At 62.8% G+C, this 22,823-nt stretch carries 19 protein-coding genes and 1 tRNA gene; 15 read left to right on the top strand and 5 right to left on the bottom strand.

The window, feature by feature from the left end; genetic code table 11:
* Positions 1 to 20 precede the first annotated feature (20 nt).
* From bamC to KCX70_RS14735, 3 genes are all read left to right on the top strand, one after another.
* The gene (gene bamC, locus KCX70_RS14745) at positions 21 to 1,121 is read left to right on the top strand and encodes an outer membrane protein assembly factor BamC (RefSeq protein ID WP_021209212.1); all 1,101 of its coding nucleotides are present in this window, start codon (positions 21 to 23) and stop codon (positions 1,119 to 1,121) included.
* Between the two features lie 126 nt (positions 1,122 to 1,247).
* Positions 1,248 to 2,117 (top strand): phosphoribosylaminoimidazolesuccinocarboxamide synthase, encoded by an 870-nt coding sequence (locus KCX70_RS14740; protein ID WP_102847226.1) that lies wholly within the window; start codon positions 1,248 to 1,250, stop codon positions 2,115 to 2,117.
* A 132-nt stretch (positions 2,118 to 2,249) separates the two neighbouring features.
* A tRNA-Ser gene (locus KCX70_RS14735) sits at positions 2,250 to 2,339 on the top strand.
* A 478-nt stretch (positions 2,340 to 2,817) separates the two neighbouring features.
* On the opposite strand, the gene KCX70_RS14730 is transcribed toward KCX70_RS14735, so the two are convergent.
* Positions 2,818 to 3,651 (bottom strand): helix-turn-helix domain-containing protein, encoded by an 834-nt coding sequence (locus KCX70_RS14730; protein WP_212618003.1) that lies wholly within the window; start codon positions 3,649 to 3,651, stop codon positions 2,818 to 2,820.
* Positions 3,652 to 4,194: 543 nt separating this feature from the next.
* Between KCX70_RS14730 and KCX70_RS14725 the strand changes: the two genes are divergently transcribed.
* Both KCX70_RS14725 and ggt read left to right on the top strand, forming a co-directional pair.
* A complete protein-coding gene (locus tag KCX70_RS14725) occupies positions 4,195 to 5,091 on the top strand; it encodes an alpha/beta hydrolase family protein (RefSeq protein WP_212618002.1) in 897 nt (298 codons plus the stop codon).
* A gap of 240 nt (positions 5,092 to 5,331) precedes the next feature.
* Positions 5,332 to 6,999, top strand: coding sequence for a gamma-glutamyltransferase (ggt, locus tag KCX70_RS14720; protein ID WP_212618001.1), 1,668 nt, complete (start codon positions 5,332 to 5,334; stop codon positions 6,997 to 6,999).
* 92 nt (positions 7,000 to 7,091) lie between these two features.
* On the opposite strand, the gene KCX70_RS14715 is transcribed toward ggt, so the two are convergent.
* Positions 7,092 to 7,364 carry a hypothetical protein gene (locus tag KCX70_RS14715; protein WP_212618000.1) on the bottom strand — a complete coding sequence of 91 codons (273 nt, stop codon included), beginning with the start codon at positions 7,362 to 7,364 and terminating at the stop codon, positions 7,092 to 7,094.
* A 166-nt stretch (positions 7,365 to 7,530) separates the two neighbouring features.
* Between KCX70_RS14715 and KCX70_RS14710 the strand changes: the two genes are divergently transcribed.
* Together KCX70_RS14710 and KCX70_RS14705 are read left to right on the top strand one after the other, a co-directional pair.
* Positions 7,531 to 8,181, top strand: coding sequence for a hypothetical protein (locus KCX70_RS14710; protein ID WP_021209218.1), 651 nt, complete (start codon positions 7,531 to 7,533; stop codon positions 8,179 to 8,181).
* Positions 8,182 to 8,392: 211 nt separating this feature from the next.
* The gene (locus tag KCX70_RS14705) at positions 8,393 to 9,394 is read left to right on the top strand and encodes a 2-hydroxyacid dehydrogenase (protein ID WP_212617999.1); all 1,002 of its coding nucleotides are present in this window, start codon (positions 8,393 to 8,395) and stop codon (positions 9,392 to 9,394) included.
* A gap of 99 nt (positions 9,395 to 9,493) precedes the next feature.
* On the opposite strand, the gene KCX70_RS14700 is transcribed toward KCX70_RS14705, so the two are convergent.
* Positions 9,494 to 9,658, bottom strand: coding sequence for a hypothetical protein (locus tag KCX70_RS14700; protein WP_021209220.1), 165 nt, complete (start codon positions 9,656 to 9,658; stop codon positions 9,494 to 9,496).
* Positions 9,659 to 9,842: 184 nt separating this feature from the next.
* Between KCX70_RS14700 and KCX70_RS14695 the strand changes: the two genes are divergently transcribed.
* Positions 9,843 to 9,992 carry a hypothetical protein gene (locus tag KCX70_RS14695; protein WP_180984055.1) on the top strand — a complete coding sequence of 50 codons (150 nt, stop codon included), beginning with the start codon at positions 9,843 to 9,845 and terminating at the stop codon, positions 9,990 to 9,992.
* Positions 9,993 to 10,024: 32 nt separating this feature from the next.
* Here the strand turns inward: KCX70_RS14695 and KCX70_RS14690 are convergent, their stop codons facing one another.
* Entirely contained in the window at positions 10,025 to 11,050 is a 1,026-nt protein-coding gene (locus KCX70_RS14690; RefSeq protein ID WP_212617998.1) for an AraC family transcriptional regulator, read from the bottom strand.
* A gap of 9 nt (positions 11,051 to 11,059) precedes the next feature.
* Complete coding sequence (locus tag KCX70_RS14685) at positions 11,060 to 11,974, bottom strand: GGDEF domain-containing protein (RefSeq protein WP_212617997.1); 915 nt, start codon at positions 11,972 to 11,974, stop codon at positions 11,060 to 11,062.
* Positions 11,975 to 12,999: 1,025 nt separating this feature from the next.
* Here KCX70_RS14685 and KCX70_RS14680 point away from each other — a divergent pair.
* The 7 genes from KCX70_RS14680 (at position 13,000) to KCX70_RS14650 (ending at position 22,769) form a co-directional block, all read left to right on the top strand.
* Positions 13,000 to 15,480, top strand: coding sequence for a TonB-dependent receptor (locus KCX70_RS14680; protein ID WP_212617996.1), 2,481 nt, complete (start codon positions 13,000 to 13,002; stop codon positions 15,478 to 15,480).
* A 97-nt stretch (positions 15,481 to 15,577) separates the two neighbouring features.
* The gene (locus tag KCX70_RS14675; RefSeq protein ID WP_212617995.1) at positions 15,578 to 17,509 is read left to right on the top strand and encodes a phytase; all 1,932 of its coding nucleotides are present in this window, start codon (positions 15,578 to 15,580) and stop codon (positions 17,507 to 17,509) included.
* A gap of 100 nt (positions 17,510 to 17,609) precedes the next feature.
* A complete protein-coding gene (tolQ, locus tag KCX70_RS14670) occupies positions 17,610 to 18,317 on the top strand; it encodes a protein TolQ (protein ID WP_021209227.1) in 708 nt (235 codons plus the stop codon).
* Positions 18,318 to 18,330: 13 nt separating this feature from the next.
* Complete coding sequence (tolR, locus tag KCX70_RS14665) at positions 18,331 to 18,792, top strand: protein TolR (protein WP_021209228.1); 462 nt, start codon at positions 18,331 to 18,333, stop codon at positions 18,790 to 18,792.
* Complete coding sequence (locus tag KCX70_RS14660; RefSeq protein WP_212617994.1) at positions 18,789 to 19,631, top strand: energy transducer TonB; 843 nt, start codon at positions 18,789 to 18,791, stop codon at positions 19,629 to 19,631. The genes tolR and KCX70_RS14660 overlap by 4 nt, the downstream gene beginning before the upstream one ends.
* A gap of 34 nt (positions 19,632 to 19,665) precedes the next feature.
* A complete protein-coding gene (locus tag KCX70_RS14655) occupies positions 19,666 to 21,627 on the top strand; it encodes a PhoX family protein (protein WP_212617993.1) in 1,962 nt (653 codons plus the stop codon).
* 155 nt (positions 21,628 to 21,782) lie between these two features.
* Positions 21,783 to 22,769, top strand: a complete 987-nt coding sequence (locus KCX70_RS14650; protein WP_207765157.1) for a lipid A deacylase LpxR family protein — start codon at positions 21,783 to 21,785, stop codon at positions 22,767 to 22,769.
* Positions 22,770 to 22,823: the final 54 nt, after the last annotated feature.

Raw genomic sequence — 22,823 nt, 5'->3', positions numbered from 1 at the left:
TTGACAATGAAGGAACATGCATGAAGCGACTGGCCGGCCTCTCGACCCTAGCCCTGATCATCTCTGGAACCAGCGGTTGTGGCTGGATTTGGGGCGAAGACGGATATTTCCGCGACCGTGGTAGCGACTATCTTCAGGCACGCCAGGTCCCGCCGATGCAAGCGCCGGCCGACGTCAGGTTGCGACCGATCGAACCGCTGCTGCCTATTCCTCAACAGGTAGCCGACACCCGTGCGAGCGGTGAATACGAGGTGCCGCGTCCGCAGCGCTTGGTCGTCGCCGAAGAGAGCAGCGATTTCAGCCTGCAGACATCTGAAGATGCCCGCTGGCTCGTGGCCATGCGTGCTCCTTCCCAGGTCTGGACCGCGACGCGCCAGTTCTTCACCGACAACGGCTTCCAGATCGCCGAAGAGCGCTCACAAACGGGGGAGTTCGTCACCGCCTGGCAGACGCGCGACCAATTGGCTCCGGCATTGGTGCGCAACCTTGGGCTGGGCACAGGCGAAACCCGTGTTCGTGTTCGCATCGAACCCGGGGTGCAGCGTGACACCAGCGAAATCTACGTACTGAGCGTTCAGCGTCCTGCGGGCAGCAGTGCCGATGTCGCCTGGCCCGACGAGCCGGCTAACGCCGAACTTGATCGCGTCTTGCTCGACGAATTGCAGGCGGGCCTGAACAGCAGTGCGGCCCAAGGCAGCTCGACCTCGCTGCTCGCCGAGCGTGACTTTGATGCGCCCAGCCGTGTGACGCTCAGCGAAGCCGGCAGCGGTTCGCCCGTGTTGCAGCTCGATACCGACTTCAACCGCGCCTGGTCGAGCGTTGGCCGAGCCCTGGCTGCCAGCGACATTCTTGTCGAAGACCTCGATCGCACCCTGGGTGTTTACTACATCAACCTGTCGGAAGGGGCGGCGAAGCCGGACGAGAAGCCAGGCTTCTTCTCCAGGCTGTTCGGCTCGACTCCGGATCGCGAGGAAATCGAGGCTCGCGCCGAGCGCTATCAAGTCCGCGTCACCGATGTCGGCGCCAATGTACAGGTAGCCCTCGACAAGGATCTGGATACCGTTGCACCCGCCGACGTAGCGCGGCGCGTGCTGACTATGCTCAAAGACAACCTGGACTGATCCTTCGCATCGATCCGCCCCAACCCATCCAGGCGAAACCTACAGGTTTCGCCTGTTTCGTTTGATGACAGATCCGATCGCCACGTGCGCAACGCGGCGATGGTTCGGCAAACCGCGAGAAGTGCCATGACCACCCCCAATGCCCTCAGCCTCAAGAAGATCTACTCCGGCAAGGTTCGTGATCTGTACGAAATCGACGACAAGCGCATGCTCATGGTCGCCACCGATCGCCTCTCGGCGTTCGACGTCATCCTCGCCGAGCCGATCCCGGAGAAGGGCAAGATCCTCACCGCCATTTCCAATTTCTGGTTCGACAAACTCGGCCATCTTATTCCCAACCACTTCACCGGCGACAAGGTCGAGGATGTGGTCCCGGCTGGCGAGTTGCCGTTGGTAGAAGGCCGTGCGGTGGTGGCCAAGCGCCTCAAGCCCGTGGCGGTGGAAGCCATCGTACGTGGCTATATCGTCGGCTCCGGGTGGAAGGAATATCAGAAGGCCGGGACCGTCTGCGGTATTCCTCTGCCGGCGGGCTTGAAGGAAGCGGCTAAGCTGCCGCAACCCATTTTCACCCCCTCGACCAAGGCCGCCGTGGGCGACCACGACGAGAACATCACTTTCGAACAATGCGAGTCCATCATCGGTAAGGCGCTGGCCGCTCAGGTGCGTGATACCTCGATAGCGCTGTATACCGCCGCGGTGGAATACGCAGCAACCCGCGGCATCATCATCGCCGACACCAAGTTCGAATTCGGCCTCGACGAAGAAGGCCGCCTGACCCTCATGGACGAAGTGCTGACGCCTGACTCCAGCCGCTTCTGGCCCGCTGACAGCTATCAGGAGGGCACCAACCCACCGAGCTTCGACAAGCAGTTCGTTCGTGACTGGCTTGAATCCACCGGCTGGAACAAGGAGCCGCCCGCGCCACCGGTACCTGCCGATGTCGCACAGAAGACCGCCGACAAATATCGCGAGGCCCTGACGCGCCTGACCGCTTGAGCCAATCCGCTCACTGCAGCCGTAGGCTGACCAAGCAGATTTGCTCAGACCAACGCAACACGCTGAATAACGAGAAAAAAGAGCCCTGTGGGGTTCGACAATCGTTCGCGAACTGCTATGATGCGCGCCGCTGGAGAGATGCCGGAGTGGCCGAACGGGACGGATTCGAAATCCGTTGTACCCTCGCGGGTACCTAGGGTTCAAATCCCTATCTCTCCGCCACTATTAAAAAAGCCCTGTAATGAATGAATTACGGGGCTTTTTGTTTTCTGGTTCTGCTACCCATTCCTTCGTGAGGGTGAGCTGCATCCGGGATAAGAAGTGCCTCGGCGTCTTCATACCTGCTTGCAGGCTTGTTCTCAGCTTTCTGAAAAGGATTTCAGATGCCAAATATCAAATCTGCTTTTGTCATATTCGGCCTGACCGTCAGCGCTACGGCTAACGAGAGCCATTCGGATTTTGTCGCTCCGCCAGTCCAGGCTCCTATCACTGCACACCCCCAACGCATGGTCGGTGATGCACCGCTTCCTGTCGCTCGCCCGTGGCAGCGGCGTCAGACTCGTTACGTTTTCTGACGTGCAAGCAGATCATCGGCTGCTGCATCGAGCGCGAGAGTGGCTAGCTTCGACTGTACGCATAAGCGATACGTCGGCCGTCAACCGGGCAAAAAAGGGGCAGCGCCAGGTGCGCGAGAGTCTTTCTAACGGGAGGGATGGCGCAGCCGTGCGAGGGGCTTTTCGACGATATATCTGGCGTTGACGCTTTTCGAGAAGGCATAGGACAGGTTGACTCCGAAGAAACCGCTATAGCACCGAGACAGATGCGAGGCGTCGGTAAAGCCCGCCTGCTTGATTGCCGAGGCGGTGGGCACACCAGACAGCGTCAACGTGACGAACTCGATCAGCCTGTACCACAGGCGATGCCTGCGCAGTGGCGTTCCGACGTGCAGGCTGAACAGCCGTATCAAACCCGATTCCGACAGGCCGACCTCGCTTGCCAGCGCGCTGACCGAAATATTCAGTGAGGCGGTATCCCTGAGCCGCTCGATTACGTAGGTGATCCGAGGATCGGTGGTTGCCATGCTGGCGTTTGAACTGTCATGGATCAGCGCCTCCATGCGACGCTGGGCCTCGGCGAAATCCGGCGCGTCATGGCGCAGCCGAACGAGATTTTCCGCGAAAAGGTTCTCGCCCACGAGGTTGTAGTAAACCCCTGACATGATCGATGCCATTCGGCGCCTCAACACCTGAAAGTCCGGCTTCGTTGCGTCCAGGTAACAGGCCGATATCACGCCTCCCTGGTTCTCTATGCTGATCCGGGTACCCGCCGGAATGAGAATGCTCTTGGCCCTTGTCCAGTGGTCGTCGCCCGGTACCTGAAATCTCACAGACCCTTCAAGACAAACCAATAATGACGAAGCGGCCGAATGCAAATCCCTGATGCGCAACTGGGTGCGCCCGAGGTAGATATAGCGCCTGCTTGAAACATAGACCAGCGCAGGCCCTCGATCTTGGTTGGAACCCGAATGGCTCATGGTTCGTTACTTATTATTTTTAGTGAAGGGGTGAATTACGTTAAATCACCTTAATATAATTCGATTAACTTAACTGGGAGAAACTGCGACTGAGTATAGTGACCGCTACAGGGCTGTCAAAGTGCGGCACGGTAAGCGGGTGAGACTGTGATCGCTCCAGGCTTATGGATGAGCGAAAAGTTATCAAAACTTATTCATATCCCTGATTGTGACGGTCTTTCGCCTGGCTCGGCGCTGCACGTGTCTTGTGCCGAAGCCCATGAATGCTGGCGCAAAGGCCGGTGGCTTCGACCTAATCACCTATGGAGCGTGCTAACACCCGGTCTGTTTTTACGGAACTTTTTTTGCTGCCGGTAGTTGCGCAGCCCATTGGTCGTAGATAGCTAGGCGGCGGGTTCGGAAGTGAGTGCTTGTACGAATTGAGCGTGTTCGCAGATTGTTGTCTTCTTGCCGCTCTTGTTAGTTTTTGTTCCGGCAGGCTTGCCGTTTGCCTGCGAGCTGGTAAGGGGAACTAGTAAAAAACAATAACAAGAGGCGAACTCAATGAAGATCAAAACATCGATGGTGAGAACTGCGCTGCTGATCACTTCGCTATTGGCAAGCGCCTACGCGTTATCCGCCCCGGGCCCGTCCGCACCTTGCACCGATTGCGCACGCGGGCCTAATCCGACTGTTGCTTCGCTCAAGAGCCGATCCGGGCCGTTTAGCGTCGCCAAATTCTCGGTGTCCGGCTATCTCAAAGGCTTCGGCAACAGCACCGTGCATTACCCCACCAATGCCAGCGGAAGGATGGGCGCCATCGCCGTGATTCCGGGGTATCTGTCGTACGAGAACAGTATCGAATGGTGGGGGCCGCGTCTGGCGTCCCATGGTTTCGTGGTCATGACCATGAATACCAACACCATCTACGACCAGCCCGATAGCCGCGCCACTCAGCTCAGCCGAGCGCTGGACTACCTCATCGAACAGAGCAACAGTCGCTCCAGTCCGATTGCCGGCAAGATCGACAGCGCGCGCCTGGGCGTCATCGGCTGGTCGATGGGCGGAGGTGGCTCGCTCAAGCTCGCGACCGAACGCTCGCTGAATGCGATCATCCCGCAGGCGCCGTACTACGCTGGGCTCAACAGTTTCAGCACCATCAAGACGCCGACGATGATCCTGGCGTGCGGGGCCGATGTAGTGGCGCCGGTGGCGGCGCATGCCTCGCCGTTCTATAACCGGATCCCTAATACAACCCCGAAAGCCTTTCTTGAGATCTACGGCGGCTCGCATTTCTGCGCCAACTCCGGCTACCCCAATGAAGACCTGCTCGGGATGTATGGCATTTCCTGGATGAAGCGCTTCATCGATTTCGATCGGCGCTACGACCCATTCCTCTGCGGCCCGAACCACGAAGCGAACCTCGCGATTTCCGAATACCGCGAAAACTGCGACTACTGACCCGGCGCGTTTGGACAGATGGATGGTCCAGCTCGCCTCTGACTTGGGGCGAGCGCTTTGCGTCGGATGCCGAGCGGCCAATGGTGCGTCTCGCTGGTTCGCCAGGTGCGCTTGCCACCCGTCGGCGATCACGGCCGGCCCCGGGTTCGCCTCGATACTCGTCTATCTTGTTGATTGTTCACCGTACGCGTACGCCTCCCGTCGCCCGGCTAGAAAAATCAACAAGAAGGATCGAGCAGCATGCGTTCACCTCTCTTCGTCGTCTTGACCGTTTTGCTTGTCGTCAACAGCCACGCCGCCCTCGGCGCCAAACTCGAAGGTGCTGCAGTGGCAGCGCCGGACGCCTATAGCGCCAAGGTCGCGGCCGGTGTGCTCAGCGCCGGCGGCAATGCGGTGGACGCGGCCGTGGCAACCGCGTTCACGCTGGCGGTCACCTATCCGGAAGCCGGAAACATCGGTGGCGGTGGGTTCATGACGCTCTACATGGACGGCAAACCCTACTTTCTCGACTACCGGGAGGTGGCCCCCAAAGCAGCCAGCAAGCGTATGTACCTCGACGACAAGGGTGAGGTCATCGAGAACCTGAGTCTGGTCGGCGCCAAGGCGGCTGGCGTTCCCGGCACGGTGTTGGGCCTATGGGACGCCCACCGACGCTTCGGCACGCTGCCTTGGAGTGAACTGATCACGCCGGCGATCGGCTACGCGCGAGAAGGCTTCGAAGTGGCCGATCAGCAATTCCAATACCGCGAGGATGCCATCGGGCTGTTCAACGGTACGACCAACTTCGAGGCGTACTTCGGCGACATGCGTCCGGGGATCAATTTCCAACAGCCGGAATTGGCCAAGACGCTGGAGCGCATCGCCGATCAGGGCGCGGACGATTTCTACAAAGGCAAGACGGCCGACCTGCTGGTCGCACAAATGCAGCGTGACGGTGGGCTGATCACCAAGGACGACTTGGCCGACTACCGCACCCAGTGGCGCGAGCCAATGCGCATCGACTGGCGCGGCAAAAGCCTCTACACCGCGCCATTACCCAGCTCCGGCGGCATTGCGCTGGCCCAGCTGATCGGTATCAAGGAGCAGCGCGCCGCCGACTTCAAGGGCGTCGAGTTGAACTCGGCGCGCTACATTCATCTACTTGCTGAAATCGAGAAGCGGGTATTTGCCGACCGCGCCGATTACCTCGGCGACCCGGACTTCTCCGATGTGCCGGTCGCCCACCTGACCTCGCCGGATTATCTGGCGCGTCGAGCCCGCGAGATCAACCCGACGGCAATCTCGCCCACCGAGCAGGTACGGCCCGGACTGGAACCACGGCAGACCACACATTTCTCCATCGTCGATGCCGAAGGCAATGCTGTCAGCAACACCTACACGCTCAACTGGGACTACGGCAGCGGCGTGGTGGTCCAGGGGGCGGGTTTCCTGCTTAACGACGAGATGGATGATTTCAGTGCCAAACCGGGTGTAGCCAACGCGTTTGGTGTGGTGGGCAGTGACGCCAACGCCATCGAGCCAGGCAAACGCATGCTGTCCTCGATGAGCCCGAGCATCGTCGTTCAGGATGGACAGGTCAGTCTGGTCCTCGGCACGCCGGGTGGCTCACGGATATTCACTTCCATCTTCCAGGTGCTGAACAACGTCTACGACTTCAAGCTCCCGTTGAAGGAGGCCGTGTCGGCGCAACGCGTTCATCACCAGCTGCTGCCCAAGGACACCATTTACTACGACGCCTATGCGCCGCTGACAGGCGAAGTTGCCGATGAGCTGAAAGCCATGGGGTATGTTCTTGAGGATCAGGGTTGGTCGATGGGCGACATCCAGGCCATACGCGTGGACGGGCAGGCGCTGCAGACTGCATCGGATCCGCGCGGCCGCGGCGTTGGCCTCGTCGTCAAACCATGAACGTCACCGATTGGCCGCCGCGTGCGGCCAATCGGATCGCTTCCGATGAAGGCAGCCGGTGATGGGCGGCCGGTGGATCGCTGACACCCAGGCTAGTGCTGTTTCGCCTCGAGCCGCTCGTCCTGCGTTGTCGGCGTGGAGTGCTCGTCGTCCTGGTCCAAGGTGTCTTCGCCGACCTGGTCAGTCATGCGCGGGTCGGGATCGGGGCCGGTCGGATTCTGATAGCCATGCGCCGAAGCGTCACCGTTGCGGTCTTGCTGAGCCTGATCGGGGGCCTGCCGATCGCTGGCGGCGTCCGGGTTGGCGACGGCGCTGGTTGCCGCCAATGCTGCGATCAGTGCAATGCTCAGGAATGCGGTCTTCATCGATGGTCCTCCGGGGCGGAACCTGCTTTGAGCTTCGGACCTGCCACCCCGGTGGATTGTTCGTACCAGCCGCCCGGCTCGCGGCGATGGTCTGCGATCGTCGTGAGGGCTGGCACTGGCTGGGGTTCGTGCTGTCTGAGCAGTTCACAACGCATCGAGGCTACCGATGATCGAATGGCTGAAAGACAACCACCAGCTGATCTCACTGATCATTTCCGCCAGCACTTTGCTGGTCTGGGTGTTCTATGCGCAGCTGCTGCTGCTCAACTTCCGTCGTCAGCGCAAGCCGAGCCTGATCATCAATCGTGGCGCCGGCAGGGGACTGAGTTCGCTCTGTCTGATTTCCAACATGAGCGCCGAGCCCATGTTCATCAACCAGCTGATGGTCTGTGTCGAAACATCCAAAGGCCCGCTGGAGCTTGACGTGACCGACATCCGGCAAAGCATCGACGATGAAGACGGCGATTCGCCTGATCTGCCGATCTACCAGACGACGCACCAGGGCCCGTTGCGCAGCGGTGACTTCATCCACATCGGCACTTTCCAGGGCATGTTGCGGCGCATCGCCGAGCAGCACGGCATCGAACTGCATGGCCACAAGCCTGCTGGCGACTGGACGTTCCACACGTTGGAGATTCGCGCGGTTGCGTTCTACGGCCCGGAGCGCCACCCGATCGGTGTTCTGCGCCGGTTTCAGCTGGGCGACAACGGTGGGCCAGCGTGCGCCCTGATTCCCGAAAGCCCGTTCACTAAACAGTTGCTGTCGCGCCGTGAGCGTCGCCGGGTACGGCAGTGGTTGAAGGAGTCGCTGGGGTGAATGACCGCAGCCGTGCGGCGATCCTGCTGCGTTGGTTGCAGGGCGGCTCTGGGTCTCGACCGGTTGTCCGTAGCGTCAGCACGAGGCCAATTCAGCGCTGTCCTTCGACGGACTGACCTGATGTTCCGGCCGTGCCAGCGTTTGCGGAGCCAGCACGAGCAATGATGCGGCCAGCCAGCGCCGCCCGAAGACCTTTTCGCAGGAGGTGGCCATGCGCGTCGCGGTATTCAGCAGCAAAGCCTACGATCGCCTTTTTCTCGATCAGGCAAATGAGGCTTCTCGGCACGAGCTGGTCTACTTCGAACCACCGCTGACGGCGGAAACCGCAGCGCTGGCCGCTGGCTTCAGGGGTGTCTGCGCGTTCGTCAATGACCGGCTCGATCAGGAGGTGCTGCGGCAGCTGCACAACGGCGGCACCGAGCTGATCGCGTTGCGCTGCGCCGGTTTCAACAACGTCGACCTGGCCGAAGCCGAACGGCTCGGCATCACCGTGGCGAGGGTCCCGGCTTATTCGCCGCATGCCGTGGCGGAGCATGCGGTGGCCCTGCTGCTGAGCCTCAACCGCATGACCTATCGCGCCTACAACCGGGTGCGTGAGGGCAACTTCTCGCTCGACGGGCTGCTTGGGTTCGATCTGTACGGCAAGACCGTCGGTGTGGTCGGCATCGGGAAGATCGGGCTGATTTTCGCCGACATCATGCACGGCTTCGGTTGCAGGGTGCTGGCCAGCGATCCTGCGCCCGACCCGAATGCCAAGGCGTTCGTGCATTACGTGCCACTGGAAAAGCTGCTGGCCGAAGCGGACATCATCTCGCTGCACTGCCCGCTGACCCCGCAAACCCATCATTTGATCGACGCGCAGGCCATTGCGCGGATGAAGGATGGTGTCGTGCTGATCAATACGGGACGTGGGCGGGTGGTCGACACCAGGGCGGTCATCGACGCGCTGAAACACGGGAAGATCGGCCGGCTGGGGCTGGACGTCTACGAGGAGGAAGAGCAGCTGTTCTTTCAGGACCTGTCGCAGCGCGTGATCGCTGACGATCTGTTCATGCGCCTGACGACCTTTCCCAACGTGTTGATTACCGGCCACCAGGCGTTCTTCACCCGCGAGGCGATGAGCCATATCGCGGAAACCACACTGGCCAACATCAGCGCGTTCGAGCAGGGCAGCGGAACCCTGCATCGGATTTCAGCCGACCGGCTGGCATGAGCCGCGCCCGCTCGATCGGGACGCTACGGGTCGTCCGGGCGGCGGTTAGGGCATTCCCTGTCTGCGGAGCCCGGGCCAGCGGTTTTCTCGAGCCGTGTTTCAGCGGGCCAGCTCGGCGATCAGCATTCCGCACGCAACGCGGAACAGCTGATCACCGCGGCGGATGGTGAGCGGTCTCCGTTCCTCGATCACCGCGCCGTTGCCGAGCATGCGATCAATGTGTGTGCGCAAATGGTGGTATTGCCTGGTGTAGTCCCGCTGCATAGGGCCTCCCACGAGTGGCTGAGTCGGTCGGTTGTTGGGTAAGACCCGCCACGAGGCGATTTGTCTCGCATCCGCTCGCGTTACGGTCCATCGGACGGTGCCGGTGCGCTATTGCTGCGCTCTGCATAGTGCTAGTATCAGAAGGCCATCACGGCAAAGCCTTCTCATCAGTGGAATCAGCGCAATGAACGAACATGCCATACCGGTGCTCATCGCATTTCTGGCCCTGGCCGGTGTTGCCGCTTTGCTGCTGCGCCAAGCGTTCTCCACCCTGAGCGATCGACCGACCACGCGCGAAGCCGCGCCTGTTCCGGCCAGGCGGACCGTGCAGTAGCCCGCCTCGGCGACGTCCAGCTCCAGCCTGCGTCAGCTGTCGAGCAACTGGCGCAGGGCGCTCGGCGCGAGGCCCGTCCAGCGCTTGAACGAGCGGCGGAAATTGGTGGTGTCGTTGAAGCGTAGGTAGCCGGCGACCTCCTCGTTGCTGTAGCCCTTCATCTGGTAGAGATACAGCGCCACATGCTTGCGGACCTGATCGAGCTGGTCCTGGAAGCCGGTGCCGTGTTTGTGCAGCTTGCGCTTGAGCGACGCGGGGCTCATCTCGAAGGCACTGGCGACACGTTCCAGGTTCAGTGGCTCCCGAATATTCGCGTACAGATGGTCGTACAGCTGATCGATAAAGCTGCCAGGCCAGCCAAGGCTTTCCAGCTGTGCGCAACTCGCCTGCTGCGCAACCTGTCCGGCGATAGCGGAAGCGCCGGGCCAAGGCTTGTGCAGATATTCCAGCGGCAGACTCATCATGGTCATCTGACTGGCGAAGGTCAGCTGCTCGCCCAGATGCACCCAATATTGCTCGACATATCGCGGTTGCGGATAGGCAAGGTAAAAGCGCCACGGCAGTCGCTCGCCGGATAGCCGTCTGCTCATCGCGACCACGGCGGTCAGGCTGGCCTCGGTGAGAAAGCGCTGCTGGTCGCCTGCGCCACAGCTGTCGGTCCAGTACAGGTATGCCTGCTGCCCGTCGAGCAGCAGGCGGGGCGTCAGTAGCGGGCTGAGCAGGGCGCGAAATTGCTGCAGCTGTTCCAGCGCCTGATGCAGCGTGCAGGCGTGGGTCAGTGCGTGGCTGGCCTCGCCGTAGTGGCCGGGCAGCAAACGCTGGCCGAACAGGAAGCTGCTGTCTTCGGCGCCGAGCAAGCGTTGCGCGTTTCCAATCAGGGTCAGAAATTGAAGGGGGCTGATCCGCGCCTGCCCGCTGACGACGTCTTCATAGAACAGCCCGCTGCTACGCAGCAGCTGGTGGCTGTCGATCCCGCGTGACAGCGCCAGGTCGATCAGCACGGCTGGCTGATGGTGTGCGGGGATGAAGCGCGTGTCGCAATCGTAGCCTGTAGTCATGGCCGTTCCTCAGGCGCAGCGCGGCAGCTGCTGCTTGGTCTTGGCCAGGTTCAGGTTGAGGCGCTTGAGCAACTGCTCGGCATCCTCGTCGAAGGCCATCACGGTGCCGGTGCTGGCCCGCAGTTGGACCCGTTCGCCGTGCTGCGCTGTCTTGTGCGCCAGGCTGGCCACGGCGTGCTGCAATTCGGCCGCAATCAAGCGGGCCTGGGTCTCGCCGGTGTTGGGCAATACCGCGACGAAGCGATCCCCGGCCAGACGGCAGAGCAGGTCCTGACGGCGCAGGTTGAGTAGCAGCAGTTGCGCCATGGCCTGCAAGATGGCGTCACCCTCGGCCTGGCCGTAGCGCTGGTTGATGGCGCTGAAATCATCCAGGTCCACGACCACCAGCGATAGCGGTTGCTGTTCCGCCTGGGCGTGACCGAGCGCCTGCTGCACCTGCTGGCGCAGGTATTCGGCGGCGCCCAAGGGGGTGAGCTTGTCGAACAGGCGGTGCTCGCGAAAGCCTTTCTCACGTTTGCTCATCTGCTGGCTGATGGCGCGTTGCTCCTGATTGAGGTGGTAGATGCCGAGGGTCAACAGCACCAGGCCGACGGGCATCGGTGCGGTCTCCAGCCAGTTGTCCCAGATCGCCAGTTCCGGCAGCTTGATGAATTCGTCCAGCGTGTCCATCCACCAGGAAAAGAACACGCACGCCAGCCCCAGCGCGAGTAGCCGGGTCACCCGACCGGCCGGGCGGCTGTGCAGCAGCATGATCAGCCAGGCCAGCGCGAGCACGGCTGAGCCGCCTTCGCCGGCGACATCCGTCCAGTTGATCTCGGCCCAGGGCTTGATCTGGCCGGTGGCCAGGTAGACCTGCAGGCCGAGGTTGGCGACGAAGGCGAGGCCGAGCAGGGTGAGGGTGTGGAGCTTGAGCAGGGATTTCATCGGGTCTCCGTGGCGAGGCGCGCGCCAGTGTGTGAGGGCACGGAAACAGATGAATGTGACGGTTGGATGACTGAGGTGGGGGTTGAATTGGCTCAGGGTTTTTTAGGGATAGATTCAAAGGCGGCGCTGCTTAGGTTCAGCGTTAGGCTTATTGGTGAGTGGGCTGAGAGCTTGGTTTCGCCCTGCTGGGCGAGTCCCTTTTGGCAGTCGCCCCAAAAGGAACCAAAAGGTCTTGCCCCTGCATCCGGGTCTCGCTGCGCTCGACTTCCCTCATTCCATCGCTGCTCCGAGGGTCGCCGCGCAAGGGCCATCCATGGCCCTTCACGGCTCTTGCGGCATCCATGCCGCTCGCCCCTCTACGCAGCGATTCCATTCGGCCTCCTGATGGGGCGTCCGGCTGTGTCTGATGGTTCGCTTGTCAGTAAAGAAGCAAAGCAACCCGCGTCTCGTAGGATGGGTGCAACCCATCAAGCTTTTGCGATGGGCTTCGCCCATCCTACGTTGTGAAACCCACCCAATAATGCCGAGGCTTTTGATCTCTCCAGACCAACAGACCAACAGACGACACCGAAGGCCCCATCAGAAGGGTGAGCGGAATCGTTGCGTAAGGGGTTGAGCCGCATGGATGCGGCGAGAGGCTTAAAGGGCCAGGGATGGCCCTTGTAAGCCGACCCCTGAAGCAACGATGGAGCGAACGAACCCGAAGCGAAGCGCAGGGCCGGATGCAGGGGCAAGCGTTTTTGCTTACTTTTTCCGCGTCTGGAAAAAGTGAGTCGCCCAGCAGGGCGAAACCAGCGTCCAGAACCGCGCGAAAACGAGCAGCGGCACGAACCGCTACCTCACATAGACCCCACCCAGCGGCCACCAAACCAGGTCATATCAGCTCAACTCCCCCCAAAAACCACCCTAATCAGCGCTCGCTGGCGCCCCTGCACCGCCCTGTGTCACAGAACCGCCATATCCCGACCCTACCGTCCGCTCCAGTTCCGGGATGGACCCGGTAATCAGCGTTCGGGGGATTGTTCATGAGCACATACCGCAGCGGCATCCGTCATGCAGGATTCCGCATCAGCCTGCTGGCCCTGGCCGTCAGCGCCGGTTCGGCCTGGGCCGAGGAGCCGCTTGTCCTGGAACACGTCGAAGTGATCGGCCAGGCCGCCAGCATCGACGAGGCATTGAAGGAACAACGCAACTCCGACAGCGTAAAGAGCGTGGTCCACGCCGACGGCATCGGCCAGCTACCGGACGACAACGCCGCCGAGGCCTTGCAGCGCATCCCGGGGCTCTCGGTCGAACGCGACCAGGGTGAGGGCCGCTTCGTCAGCGTGCGCGGCATCGCGCCGGACCTGAACAGCGTCACCATCAACGGCACCCTGGTGCCCTCGCCGGAAAGCGGCCGTCGCGCCGTGGCGCTGGACGTGCTGCCCTCCGAACTGGTGCAGTCGCTCTCAGTGGTCAAGACGCTGACCCCGGACATGGACGCCAACTCCCTCGGCGGCACCATCGAGGTAGAGAGCCTGTCCGCCTTCGACCACGACGGCCTGTTCTACAGCCTCAGCACCGAAGGCAGCTACGACGAGAACGTCGGCAAGACCAGCCCGAAGTTCTCCGGTGCGGTCAGCAACCGCTTCAGTCTCGGTGATGGCGTGGACAACTTCGGTGTCGCCGCCGCCCTGAGCTGGCAGGAACGCGACTTCGGCTCCGACAACGTCGAAACCGGCGGCAAGTGGGATTTCGAGGACGGCGCCCGGCTGGAGGAGTTCGAGCAGCGCGACTACGAGATCACCCGTGAGCGCGCCGGGTTCGGCCTCAACTTCGACTACCAGCCCGATGACGTCAGCGGCTACTACCTGCGCACCCTCTACAGCCGCTTCAAGGACACCGAAACCCGCAATGCGGCCGGCGTCGAGTTCGAAGACGCGCAGCTGGCCGGCGAGCTGGGCGATGCCGAGGGCTGGCGCGAGCTGAAGTCGCGCGAGGAAACCCAGACCATTCAGTCCTACGTCTTCGGCGGCGAGCGGATGATGGGGATGTGGACGCTCAGCGGGCAGGTCGGCTACAGCGAGGCGCGTGAGCGCAACCCGGGCGGCATTTCCAGCGCCACCTTCGAAGGCGACTTCGCCGATGTCGGTTTTTCCAGTACGACCAAACCGCGGCTGACGGCCGATCCGTCCTTTTACGATCCCGCCAGCTTCGAGCTGGACGAGGTGGAGTGGGAAGAGAGCGATGCCCGCGACAAGGAAAAGAACATCCGTCTGGACCTGGCCCGCGACTACGACATCCAGGGCTACGCCTCTCAATTCAAGTTCGGCGGCAAGCTCAGCCGGCGCGACAAGACCAACGACGTCGATGTCTGGGCCTACGATGATTTCGATGATCTGACCCTGGCCGACTTCCGGCACGGCACTGTCGACTACGGCCTCGGCCGCTTTGGCCCGGGCATCAGTGCTGGCGCCCTTGAAGGTCTGATCGGTGGCCAGGACGCGAGCGAATTTCGCGACGAAGAAGAGTCGCGCATCGGTGACTTTGATATGAGCGAGGACATCAACGCCGCCTACTTCATGAACACTGTGGATGTGGACAAGTGGCGCATCATCGCCGGCCTGCGTTACGAAGGCACCGAACTCAACGCCAAGGGTACCGGCGTTCGGGACGGCGAATTCGAATCCGTTTCCAGCAACAACCGCTATGACCACTGGCTGCCGGGGTTGCACGCCCGTTATGAGCTGACGTCCGATACCTTCATCCGGGCTGCGTGGACCAACACCGTGGTACGCCCGACGTTCGAGCAGCTGGCGCCCGGTTTCGTCATCGACGGCGACGAAGCGGAGTTCGGCAACCCCGACCTCAAGCCGCTCGAGTCGGTGAACTACGACCTCGGCATCGAGCATTACATGGGCCGTGCCGGCGCCGTGGCGGCGTACCTGTTCTACAAGGACATCGACAACTTCATCTACAACACCGACCTCGCCGGCACGGGCGAGTGGGCGGCCTATGACGAAGCGTTGAGCTTCGAGAACGGCAGCAGCGCCAAGCTCTACGGCCTCGAGCTGTCCTATTCGCAGAAGCTCGACTGGTTGCCGGCGCCCTGGAACGGCGTGCTGTTGGGCGCCAACGCCACCTTCAGCAAGTCCGACGCGGACATCGAAGGGCAGGGCAGCAGCCGCAGCATCGACCTGCCGAACCACTCCGATACCGTCGGCAACCTGATGGTCGGCTGGGAGAACGACGTCTTCAACATGCGTCTGGCGGCCAACTACAAGTCCGAATACCTGGCCGAAGTCGCTGGCATCGACGACGAAGCCCACGACCTGTACGCCGACGAGCAGCTGTTCCTGGACTTCAAGGCGGGCTACTTCATCACGCCGAACCTGCAGGTGACGCTCGAGGCGCTGAACCTCACTGACGAGTCCTACTTTGTCTACACCGGGCGCAGCCACTACAACGCCCAGTACGAAGAGTACGGCCCGACCTACAAGCTCGGCCTGACCCTGACGCATTTCTGACCTGGCGCCTTTATCGACTTCGACCCTTACGCCGCCCCGATGCCGTTCCGTTCCCCTTCGGAACGGTGTCGGTCAGCGGCTGCTGATTGGAAAAACCATGGACGTAATTTCGTACAAACCTTTGTGGCTGAGCCTCTGCGTTGCGTTGGCAGGCTGTCAGTCCGGAACTGCCCAGCCGCCTGCGGAGCAGACCGCAGCGACCCTGAGCATGACGAGCGCCGCCCCGCTGGAAGCCGAAAGCGCCCAGCTGATCGGCAATGACGGATTCTGGCCGGGCGCCTCGCAGCTGCTTGTGCGCCCGGATTCGCGTGGCTTGCAGATGCTGGATGCAAAGGGCGCGGTACTCAGCAGTTTCCAAGGTCGCTTCGACGGGCTGGATCACCGCGCCAGCGAGCAGGGATTGCTGATCGCCACTCTGGACCGCAAGCGTCAGCAGGCCGTGCTGCTCGGGCTGGACCGCCAGCAACGCTGGAGCCAGCCGCTGTATGTCCCGAAGACAAACTTCGCCATCGAAGGGCTGTGTCTGTACCGCGACGCCGCGCGCAACGGCTACGTGTTTCTGGTCGGTGCGCAAGGCATTGGCGAGCAATGGCTGGTAGCGGCGGGGCAGAAGCTGCTGGCTGCGCCACAGCGCGTGCGTGGTCTGAGCCTGCCACCGGAGAGCAGCTACTGCCAGGTGGATGATCAGACCGACGAGCTGGTCGTGAACGAAGAAAACGTCGGCCTCTGGCGTTACCCCGCAGACGCCGAAGCGCCGTTGCTGCGCCATCCGGTGGACATCGTGCAGCCGTTCGGCGGTATCGCCGAAGCCGCTGCCGGGATGGCTCTGGTGCCGGGCGGGTTACTGGCGCTGGACCCGGAAGCGGGTGCGCTGCACCTGTATCAGCGTGACGGCGATGACTGGCGCAGCCATGAGGTGATCGCACTGGATGGCTTCGACGAACCGGAGCAGGTCAGTGCCCGCGTCACGCCGGCCGGCCTCGATCTGTTGCTGACTGATGAGCGTGGCATGCATCGCGCGCAGCTGGACTGGCAGCCCCAGGCGCCGGCCGCAACGCCGGTGATTCCGATGCTGCCTGCGATGGTGCAGACCGATCCGGTGCCGCACCTGGGCGATGCGGCGGACGATCCGGCGATCTGGGTCAACCCGGCCGACCCTGCACGCAGCCGTGTCCTGGGCACCGACAAGAAGGGCGGGCTGGCTGTTTACGACCTGACGGGCAAGCAACTGCAGTACCTGCCGGTGGGGCGTCTGAACAACGTCGACGTGCGCTCCGGCTTCGCCCTCGGCGGCAAGCGGGTCGATCTGGCCGTGGCGAGCAATCGCGATCACAACAGCCTGCACCTGTTCGCCATCGACCCGCGCAGCGGCCAGGTCAGCGGCATCGGCGAGATCGCAACGCCGTTCAATGAAATCTACGGACTGTGTCTGTTCAAGGACCGCCAGGGCGCCATTCATGCCATCGCCAATGACAAGGACGGCACCTTCCAGCAGTACCGCCTCGATGGTGCGAGCGGTTCGCCGCGTGGCGAGCAGGTGCGCGAGTTCAAATTGAGCAGCCAGCCTGAAGGCTGCGTCGCTGATGACCGCAACCAGCGGCTGTTTGTCGGCGAGGAAGATGCGGCGGTATGGACGCTGGATCTGCGCAGCGATGCGGCGACGACGCTGGAAAAGGTCATCGGCGTCGGCGGCCCCCTGCATGACGACATCGAAGGCCTGGCGCTGTACCAGGGTAAGAACGCCGATTACCTGGTGATTTCCAGCCAGGGCAACGACAGCTATCTGGTGCTCGATGCGCAGGCGCCCTACGACGTGCGCGGTGCCTTCCGGGTTGGCCTGAATGCCGAGCGGGGCATCGACGGCGCTTCGGAGACCGATGGCCTGGAAGTCACCTCGGCCAACCTCGGCGGCCTCTGGAACCGCGGCATGCTGGTGGTGCAGGACGGCCGCAAGCGCATGCCCGAAGGTGCGCAGAACTACAAGTACGTGCCCTGGGCGGCGGTCGCAGAAGCGCTGGGGCTGGACTGAGCCGGCGTGAACCAACCGGGGTTGCGCTGCGCTGTCATCGAAGCGTAACCCCAATGCAATCCAATGAGCGCCGTTGCATGGGACGGCCGGAGGAACACAGATGCAAAGTGAACATATGTCGGTCTGGGGTTTGGTCAGTGAAGCCAGCCTGGTCGTGCAACTGGTGATGACGACGCTGGTGCTGGCGTCCCTCGCCAGCTGGTACCTGATCATCCAGCGCGGTGCCGCGCTGCGCCGCAGCGAACGGCTGTTGAAAAGTTTTCTGCAGCGCTTTCGCAGTGGCGGCGAACTGACCCAGCTCTATCGCGAGGGCAACGAGCAGTCGCTTCCCCGCGAAGCCGCTTTGCAGCGCATCTTCCTCGCCGGTTTCCAGGAATTCAGCCAGCTCCAGCGCCAGCCCGGCATCGCCCCGGATGCGGTGATCGAAGGTGTCGAGCGCAGCCTGTACGTGGCCATCGCCGAGCAGGAAGAGCAACTCGAAAGCGGTCTGCAATTTCTTGCCACGGTCGGTTCGGTCAGCCCCTATATCGGCCTGTTCGGCACCGTCTGGGGAATCATGAATTCCTTCCTCGGCCTGTCCATGGTGCAGCAGGCGACGCTGTCGACCGTCGCGCCGGGGATCGCCGAAGCGCTGATCGCCACGGCCATCGGCCTGTTCGCGGCGATCCCGGCGGTGATGGCCTACAACCGGTTCTCCGCCCGTGGCCAGACGCTCGGCGCGCGCTACTACAGCTTCGCCAACGAACTGCAGGCGCGCTTGCATCGCCGCCTGCATGCCGGTTCGCCCAGCATCGCCGCAGCCGCCTGACAGGAGCCTCGCCATGCTGGTCAAACCGCAGCGCAAACATGGTCCCAAGGCCGAAATGAACGTGGTGCCCTACATCGACGTGATGCTGGTGCTGCTGGTGATCTTCATGGTCACCGCGCCGATGCTGGTGCAGGGCGTGAAGATCGAACTGCCCAAGGTGGCCGCCGAGGCTATGCCCACCGAGAACGAGCGGCAGATTCTCACGCTCTCGGTCAAGGCCGATGGCGGCTTCTACTGGAACCTGGGCAACGAGCTGAACGCCGAGGACCAGACCGACAGCGCCATCGACCTCGAGGAGATGCGCGAGAAGGTCGCGGCGATCATCGCCGAACGCGGCGACACCCAGGTCTACGTGCGCGCCGACGATGCCGCTGACTATGGCCGCGTGGTGGCCGGCATCGCTGAATTGCAGCGCGGCGGGGTGGTCAATCTCGGCCTGATCACCGAGGCGCCGCCCGGGCAGCCCGCGCCATGAGCAGTTTGAGCATGCCACTGCCCAACAGCTTCCCCATGGCCCGGCCGCAATGGCGCAGCCATGCCAGCGCCGTGACGGTGACGGTCGCGCTGCATGCCGCGGTGTTCGGCCTGCTGCTGCACGGCTGGACACCGGAGCTGACCGCACCCAGCCCCACGCAAGTGCTCAAGACCCAGCTGGTCAGCCTGCCGGCGCCACAGCCGGTGGTCGAGGCGCCCGCCGAGCCCGAGCCTGTGCCCGAGCCAGTCGAGGCGGCTGTCGAGCCGGTCCTTGAGGAACCGCAGGTGGATCCGCGAATCGAACAGCATCGGCTCGAACAGGCCGAGCTGGCCTTCAAGCGGGCCGAGGAGAAGAAACGCGAGGAAGCGGAGCGCCTGGAGCAGCAACGTCTACGCGAACAGCAGCGCGAACGCCAACGCGAGCAGAGGCGCGAGCGTGAGCGGCAGGAACGGCTCGAAGCCGAGCGCCGCGAACAACTGGCCCGTGAGGCACGCCAGCGTGAACAGGCTGCGCAGGCCGAAGCGGCCGCCGCCGAACGGGCGCGACAGGCCGAAGCCGCCGCGGCTGCCAGCCGCCAGTACCTGCCGATCGCCAAGGACGCGCCGGACTATCCGCAGCGTGCGCTGGACAAGGGCATCGAAGGCGCCTGCACCGTGAGTTACTCGGTCAACCCACAGGGGCGGATCGAGAATCCGAAGGCGCTGGATGATTGCCATCCGCTGTTCATCCGGCCATCGCTGACTGCCGCCAAAAGCTTTCGCTATCAGCCCCGCATCGTCGACGGTCGCGCCGTGACCGTTCCCGAAGTGAAGAACACCTTTCATTACCGCATCCAGTGATGCGCAGCAGATCCATTTGCCAGACGAGCCATCGATGAAACAAGACTTCCAGAGCTTTCACGCCAACCTTTCAGCCCTCGACGATCAGGCCATCAACCCGAGTTCGAATACTTCGCTCGGGCAGCTGGTCGATCGCAGCCGACGCAACCTGCTCAAGGGCGGCATGGGTCTTGCCGCGCTGGGCTTTCTCGGCGGCAGCCTGGGCGCCTGCCGCAGCGCCGGGCAATCGGATTCGCTGATCGGTTTCACCGGGATTCCCATCCAGCTCGAACCCGGATTCGACAGCGTGCAGGTCGCGCCCGGCTACCGCGCGCGAACCTTCTTCTCCTGGGGCGATGCCGTGCTGGCCGACGCGCCAGAATGGAACCCGGACGCCAGCGACGATTGGCAGGCGCAACTCAAACAGGCCGGCGACAACCACGACGGCATGCACTTCTTCCCGTTCCCCGACGCGCCTGACAGCCACGGCCTGCTGGTGATCAACCACGAGTACGTCAACCCACCGCTGCACCCCAACGGCATGACGTTCACCGACGGCAAGCGCCCGCTGGGTGAAGTGCGCAAGGAGCAGGCGGCCCACGGCCTGAGCATCATCGAGGTGAAAAAGGATGCGCAGGGCCAATGGCAGCGGGTCATGCCGTCGCGCTACAACCGCCGCCTCTCCACGCTGACGCCCATGGCGGTCGGCGGCCCGCTGGCCGGCAACGATGCGCTGAAGACCGTCGCGGACCCGAGCGGGCGCGAGATCATCGGTACGGTCAACAACTGTTCCAGCGGCTTCACCCCCTGGGGCACCTACCTCATGTGTGAAGAGAACTGGCACAACTACTTCGTCAACCACGACGCGGCCGACCTGGCCAAGCGCGTATCGCACAAGCGCTACGGCATTGCCGGCGAAGGCCTGAGCAAACTCTACGGTTGGGAAACGGCCGACCCGCGCTTCAACGCCACGCCGGATTCGTCGCAACCCCACGGCGGCTTCGTGAACGAGCCGAACCGCTTCGGTTGGGTGGTCGAGGTCGACCCGTTCGACCCGCAGAGCAAACCGGTCAAGCGCACCGCTTTCGGTCGCTATTGCCGCGAATGTTCGATGCTGTCGCTGGGCGAGGACGGCCGCATGGCGTTCTATTCCGGCGACGACACCAAGGGCGAATACGTCTACAAGTTCGTCCCCGCCGGCCGTTACGTGCCGGGTGCCGACCAGGCCAACCGTCAGCTGCTCGACAGCGGCACGCTGTACGTGGCGCGCTTCAATGCCGACGGCAGCGGTGAATGGCTGGCGCTGGTGCACGGCCAGAACGGGCTAACCGTCGAGAATGGCTTTGCCGATCAGGCCGAGGTGCTGCTCAACGCACGGGCCGCTGCCGACCAGGCGGGTGCGACGCCGATGGACCGCCCGGAGTGGGTCGCGGTGCATCCGCGCAGCCGTGAGGTCTACGTGACCCTCACCAACAATGACGGCCGCGGCGTGAAGCAGCCGACCGACAAGGCCAACCCACGGCCTAACAACCTGCACGGGCAGATCCTGCGCTGGAACGAGGAGGGCGCCGACCCGACCGCCACGGCCTTCACCTGGGAGATCTTCCTGCTGGCCGGCGAGCGGCCCGGCGCCAAGGACGCCAGCGGCCAGCCGGTGCCGGCCAACCTAACCGGCACCATCAATGGCGATATCTTTTCCTCGCCGGATGGCTTGGCGTTCGACGAAGCCGGCCGCTTGTGGATCGAGACTGACTACGGCGACGAAGAGGCCGCGATGCAGGCCATGGGCACCAACCAGCTGCTCTGTGCCGACCCGCGCACACGCGAGGTCAGGCGCTTTCTGGTCGGCCCGCGCGGCTGCGAAATCACCGGCATCACCTGGAGTCCGGACTACCGCGCCATGTGGATCAACGTGCAGCACCCGGAGCTGAGCTTCCCGGCCAGTGACGGCAAGACGCGCCCGCGCGCTTCCACGATCCTGATCACCAAGGACGACGGTGGCGTGATCGGCACCTGAGCGGCAGCGGTCGATTCGGTGGGCTAGGCTCCATATCGGGGCCGGCCCGCTGACACCTTGGTCTGTAGCTGCAGCGAGACTGTGAACGTTTGGCCGCGCGCTGCGCTCTAAAACATGCATACATTTCCTATTGCATGTAACCAAGGAGCTGGGCCATGGCAATCTCGCGCGTGCATGCTCGCGTTTCCCTCGCCGTACTCGTCGCTTGTGTTCCGGCAGTCAGCCAAGCTGACCTGTATTCCCTGAAAATCGAAAACGACATCATCTCTACCGGCAGCGATGGCCATTACACCAATGGCTTCGAACTGATGCGCTCATTCAAGCCCGATGCCGATCACTGGTCGCGCCGCTTTGCCGATGTGCTGCCGGGCTGGAGCGCCGACGAGGTGGACAATGTCGCTTACCGGCTGGGTCATCAGATATATACGCCGAACGACATCGAGCGGGCCGAGCTGATCGAAGACGATCGCCCCTATGCCGGGCTGCTGTTCGCCGGGCTGTCGATCTTTTCCGATCACCAGCACGAGGGCTGGCGCGGTGCCAGCGGTTTGCATCTGGATGTAGGGATCGTCGGGCCCGCCGCGGGTGGCAAGAAAATCCAGCGCCGGGTCCATGAAGCCACCAACAGTGACGAGCCGCGCGGTTGGGACAACCAGCTGCGCAACGAGCCGTTCGTCAACCTCGCGTACCAGCATCGCTGGTGGTTGCAGCAGCGTTTTGCCGGCCTGGAGTTCGAGTACGGGCCGAGCGCCGGCTTTTCGCTGGGCAATCTCTATACCTACGGTTCTGCCGGGCTGGGGCTGCGCATCGGCCAGGGCCTGGCGCGCAGTTTCAGTATTCCCGCGGTGGCGCCTGCGCAGAGCGGCAGCATGTTTTTCGACCAGGGCGGCGGGTTCGCCTGGAACCTGTTCGCCAATGTCGAAGGGCGCTACATGGCGCAGAACATGCTGCTCGAGGGCAATACCTTCAAGAGCAGCCATTCGGTGGACCCGAACGAGTGGGTCGGCGACGCCAAGGCGGGTATCGCACTGACCTGGAACAGTTGGCAAGTGGCGTTTGCCAGCGTCTGGCGCACCCGTGAATTCAACGGTCAGGACAAGCACGACCAGTTCGGCTCGCTGACGGTGTCGACCTGGTTTTGACGCACCGTCGAGCAGGACCCGCGATTTAGAGCATCTGCCTGCGGGCGCGGATGA

The organism is Stutzerimonas stutzeri (assembly GCF_018138085.1).
Lineage (GTDB): Bacteria > Pseudomonadota > Gammaproteobacteria > Pseudomonadales > Pseudomonadaceae > Stutzerimonas > Stutzerimonas stutzeri_AI.
The sequence above is the reverse complement of the archived record's forward strand: the minus strand, read 5'-3'. Positions and strand labels throughout refer to the sequence as shown.

Excerpts from the sequence above, each read along its gene's own strand:
- KCX70_RS14705 (WP_212617999.1), top strand. The coding sequence starts at position 8,393 with ATGCGCGTCGCGGTATTCAGCAGCAAAGCCTACGATCGCCTTTTTCTC.
- KCX70_RS14655 (WP_212617993.1), top strand. The coding sequence starts at position 19,666 with ATGAAACAAGACTTCCAGAGCTTTCACGCCAACCTTTCAGCCCTCGAC.
- KCX70_RS14725 (WP_212618002.1), top strand. The coding sequence starts at position 4,195 with ATGAAGATCAAAACATCGATGGTGAGAACTGCGCTGCTGATCACTTCG.
- KCX70_RS14715 (WP_212618000.1), bottom strand. The coding sequence starts at position 7,364 with ATGAAGACCGCATTCCTGAGCATTGCACTGATCGCAGCATTGGCGGCA.
- KCX70_RS14690 (WP_212617998.1), bottom strand. The coding sequence starts at position 11,050 with ATGACTACAGGCTACGATTGCGACACGCGCTTCATCCCCGCACACCAT.
- tolR (WP_021209228.1), top strand. The coding sequence starts at position 18,331 with ATGCTGGTCAAACCGCAGCGCAAACATGGTCCCAAGGCCGAAATGAAC.
- ggt (WP_212618001.1), top strand. The coding sequence starts at position 5,332 with ATGCGTTCACCTCTCTTCGTCGTCTTGACCGTTTTGCTTGTCGTCAAC.
- KCX70_RS14695 (WP_180984055.1), top strand. The coding sequence starts at position 9,843 with ATGAACGAACATGCCATACCGGTGCTCATCGCATTTCTGGCCCTGGCC.
- KCX70_RS14650 (WP_207765157.1), top strand. The coding sequence starts at position 21,783 with ATGGCAATCTCGCGCGTGCATGCTCGCGTTTCCCTCGCCGTACTCGTC.
- bamC (WP_021209212.1), top strand. The coding sequence starts at position 21 with ATGAAGCGACTGGCCGGCCTCTCGACCCTAGCCCTGATCATCTCTGGA.
- KCX70_RS14710 (WP_021209218.1), top strand. The coding sequence starts at position 7,531 with ATGATCGAATGGCTGAAAGACAACCACCAGCTGATCTCACTGATCATT.
- KCX70_RS14730 (WP_212618003.1), bottom strand. The coding sequence starts at position 3,651 with ATGAGCCATTCGGGTTCCAACCAAGATCGAGGGCCTGCGCTGGTCTAT.
- KCX70_RS14685 (WP_212617997.1), bottom strand. The coding sequence starts at position 11,974 with ATGAAATCCCTGCTCAAGCTCCACACCCTCACCCTGCTCGGCCTCGCC.
- KCX70_RS14740 (WP_102847226.1), top strand. The coding sequence starts at position 1,248 with ATGACCACCCCCAATGCCCTCAGCCTCAAGAAGATCTACTCCGGCAAG.
- KCX70_RS14660 (WP_212617994.1), top strand. The coding sequence starts at position 18,789 with ATGAGCAGTTTGAGCATGCCACTGCCCAACAGCTTCCCCATGGCCCGG.
- KCX70_RS14675 (WP_212617995.1), top strand. The coding sequence starts at position 15,578 with ATGGACGTAATTTCGTACAAACCTTTGTGGCTGAGCCTCTGCGTTGCG.
- KCX70_RS14700 (WP_021209220.1), bottom strand. The coding sequence starts at position 9,658 with ATGCAGCGGGACTACACCAGGCAATACCACCATTTGCGCACACACATT.
- KCX70_RS14680 (WP_212617996.1), top strand. The coding sequence starts at position 13,000 with ATGAGCACATACCGCAGCGGCATCCGTCATGCAGGATTCCGCATCAGC.
- tolQ (WP_021209227.1), top strand. The coding sequence starts at position 17,610 with ATGCAAAGTGAACATATGTCGGTCTGGGGTTTGGTCAGTGAAGCCAGC.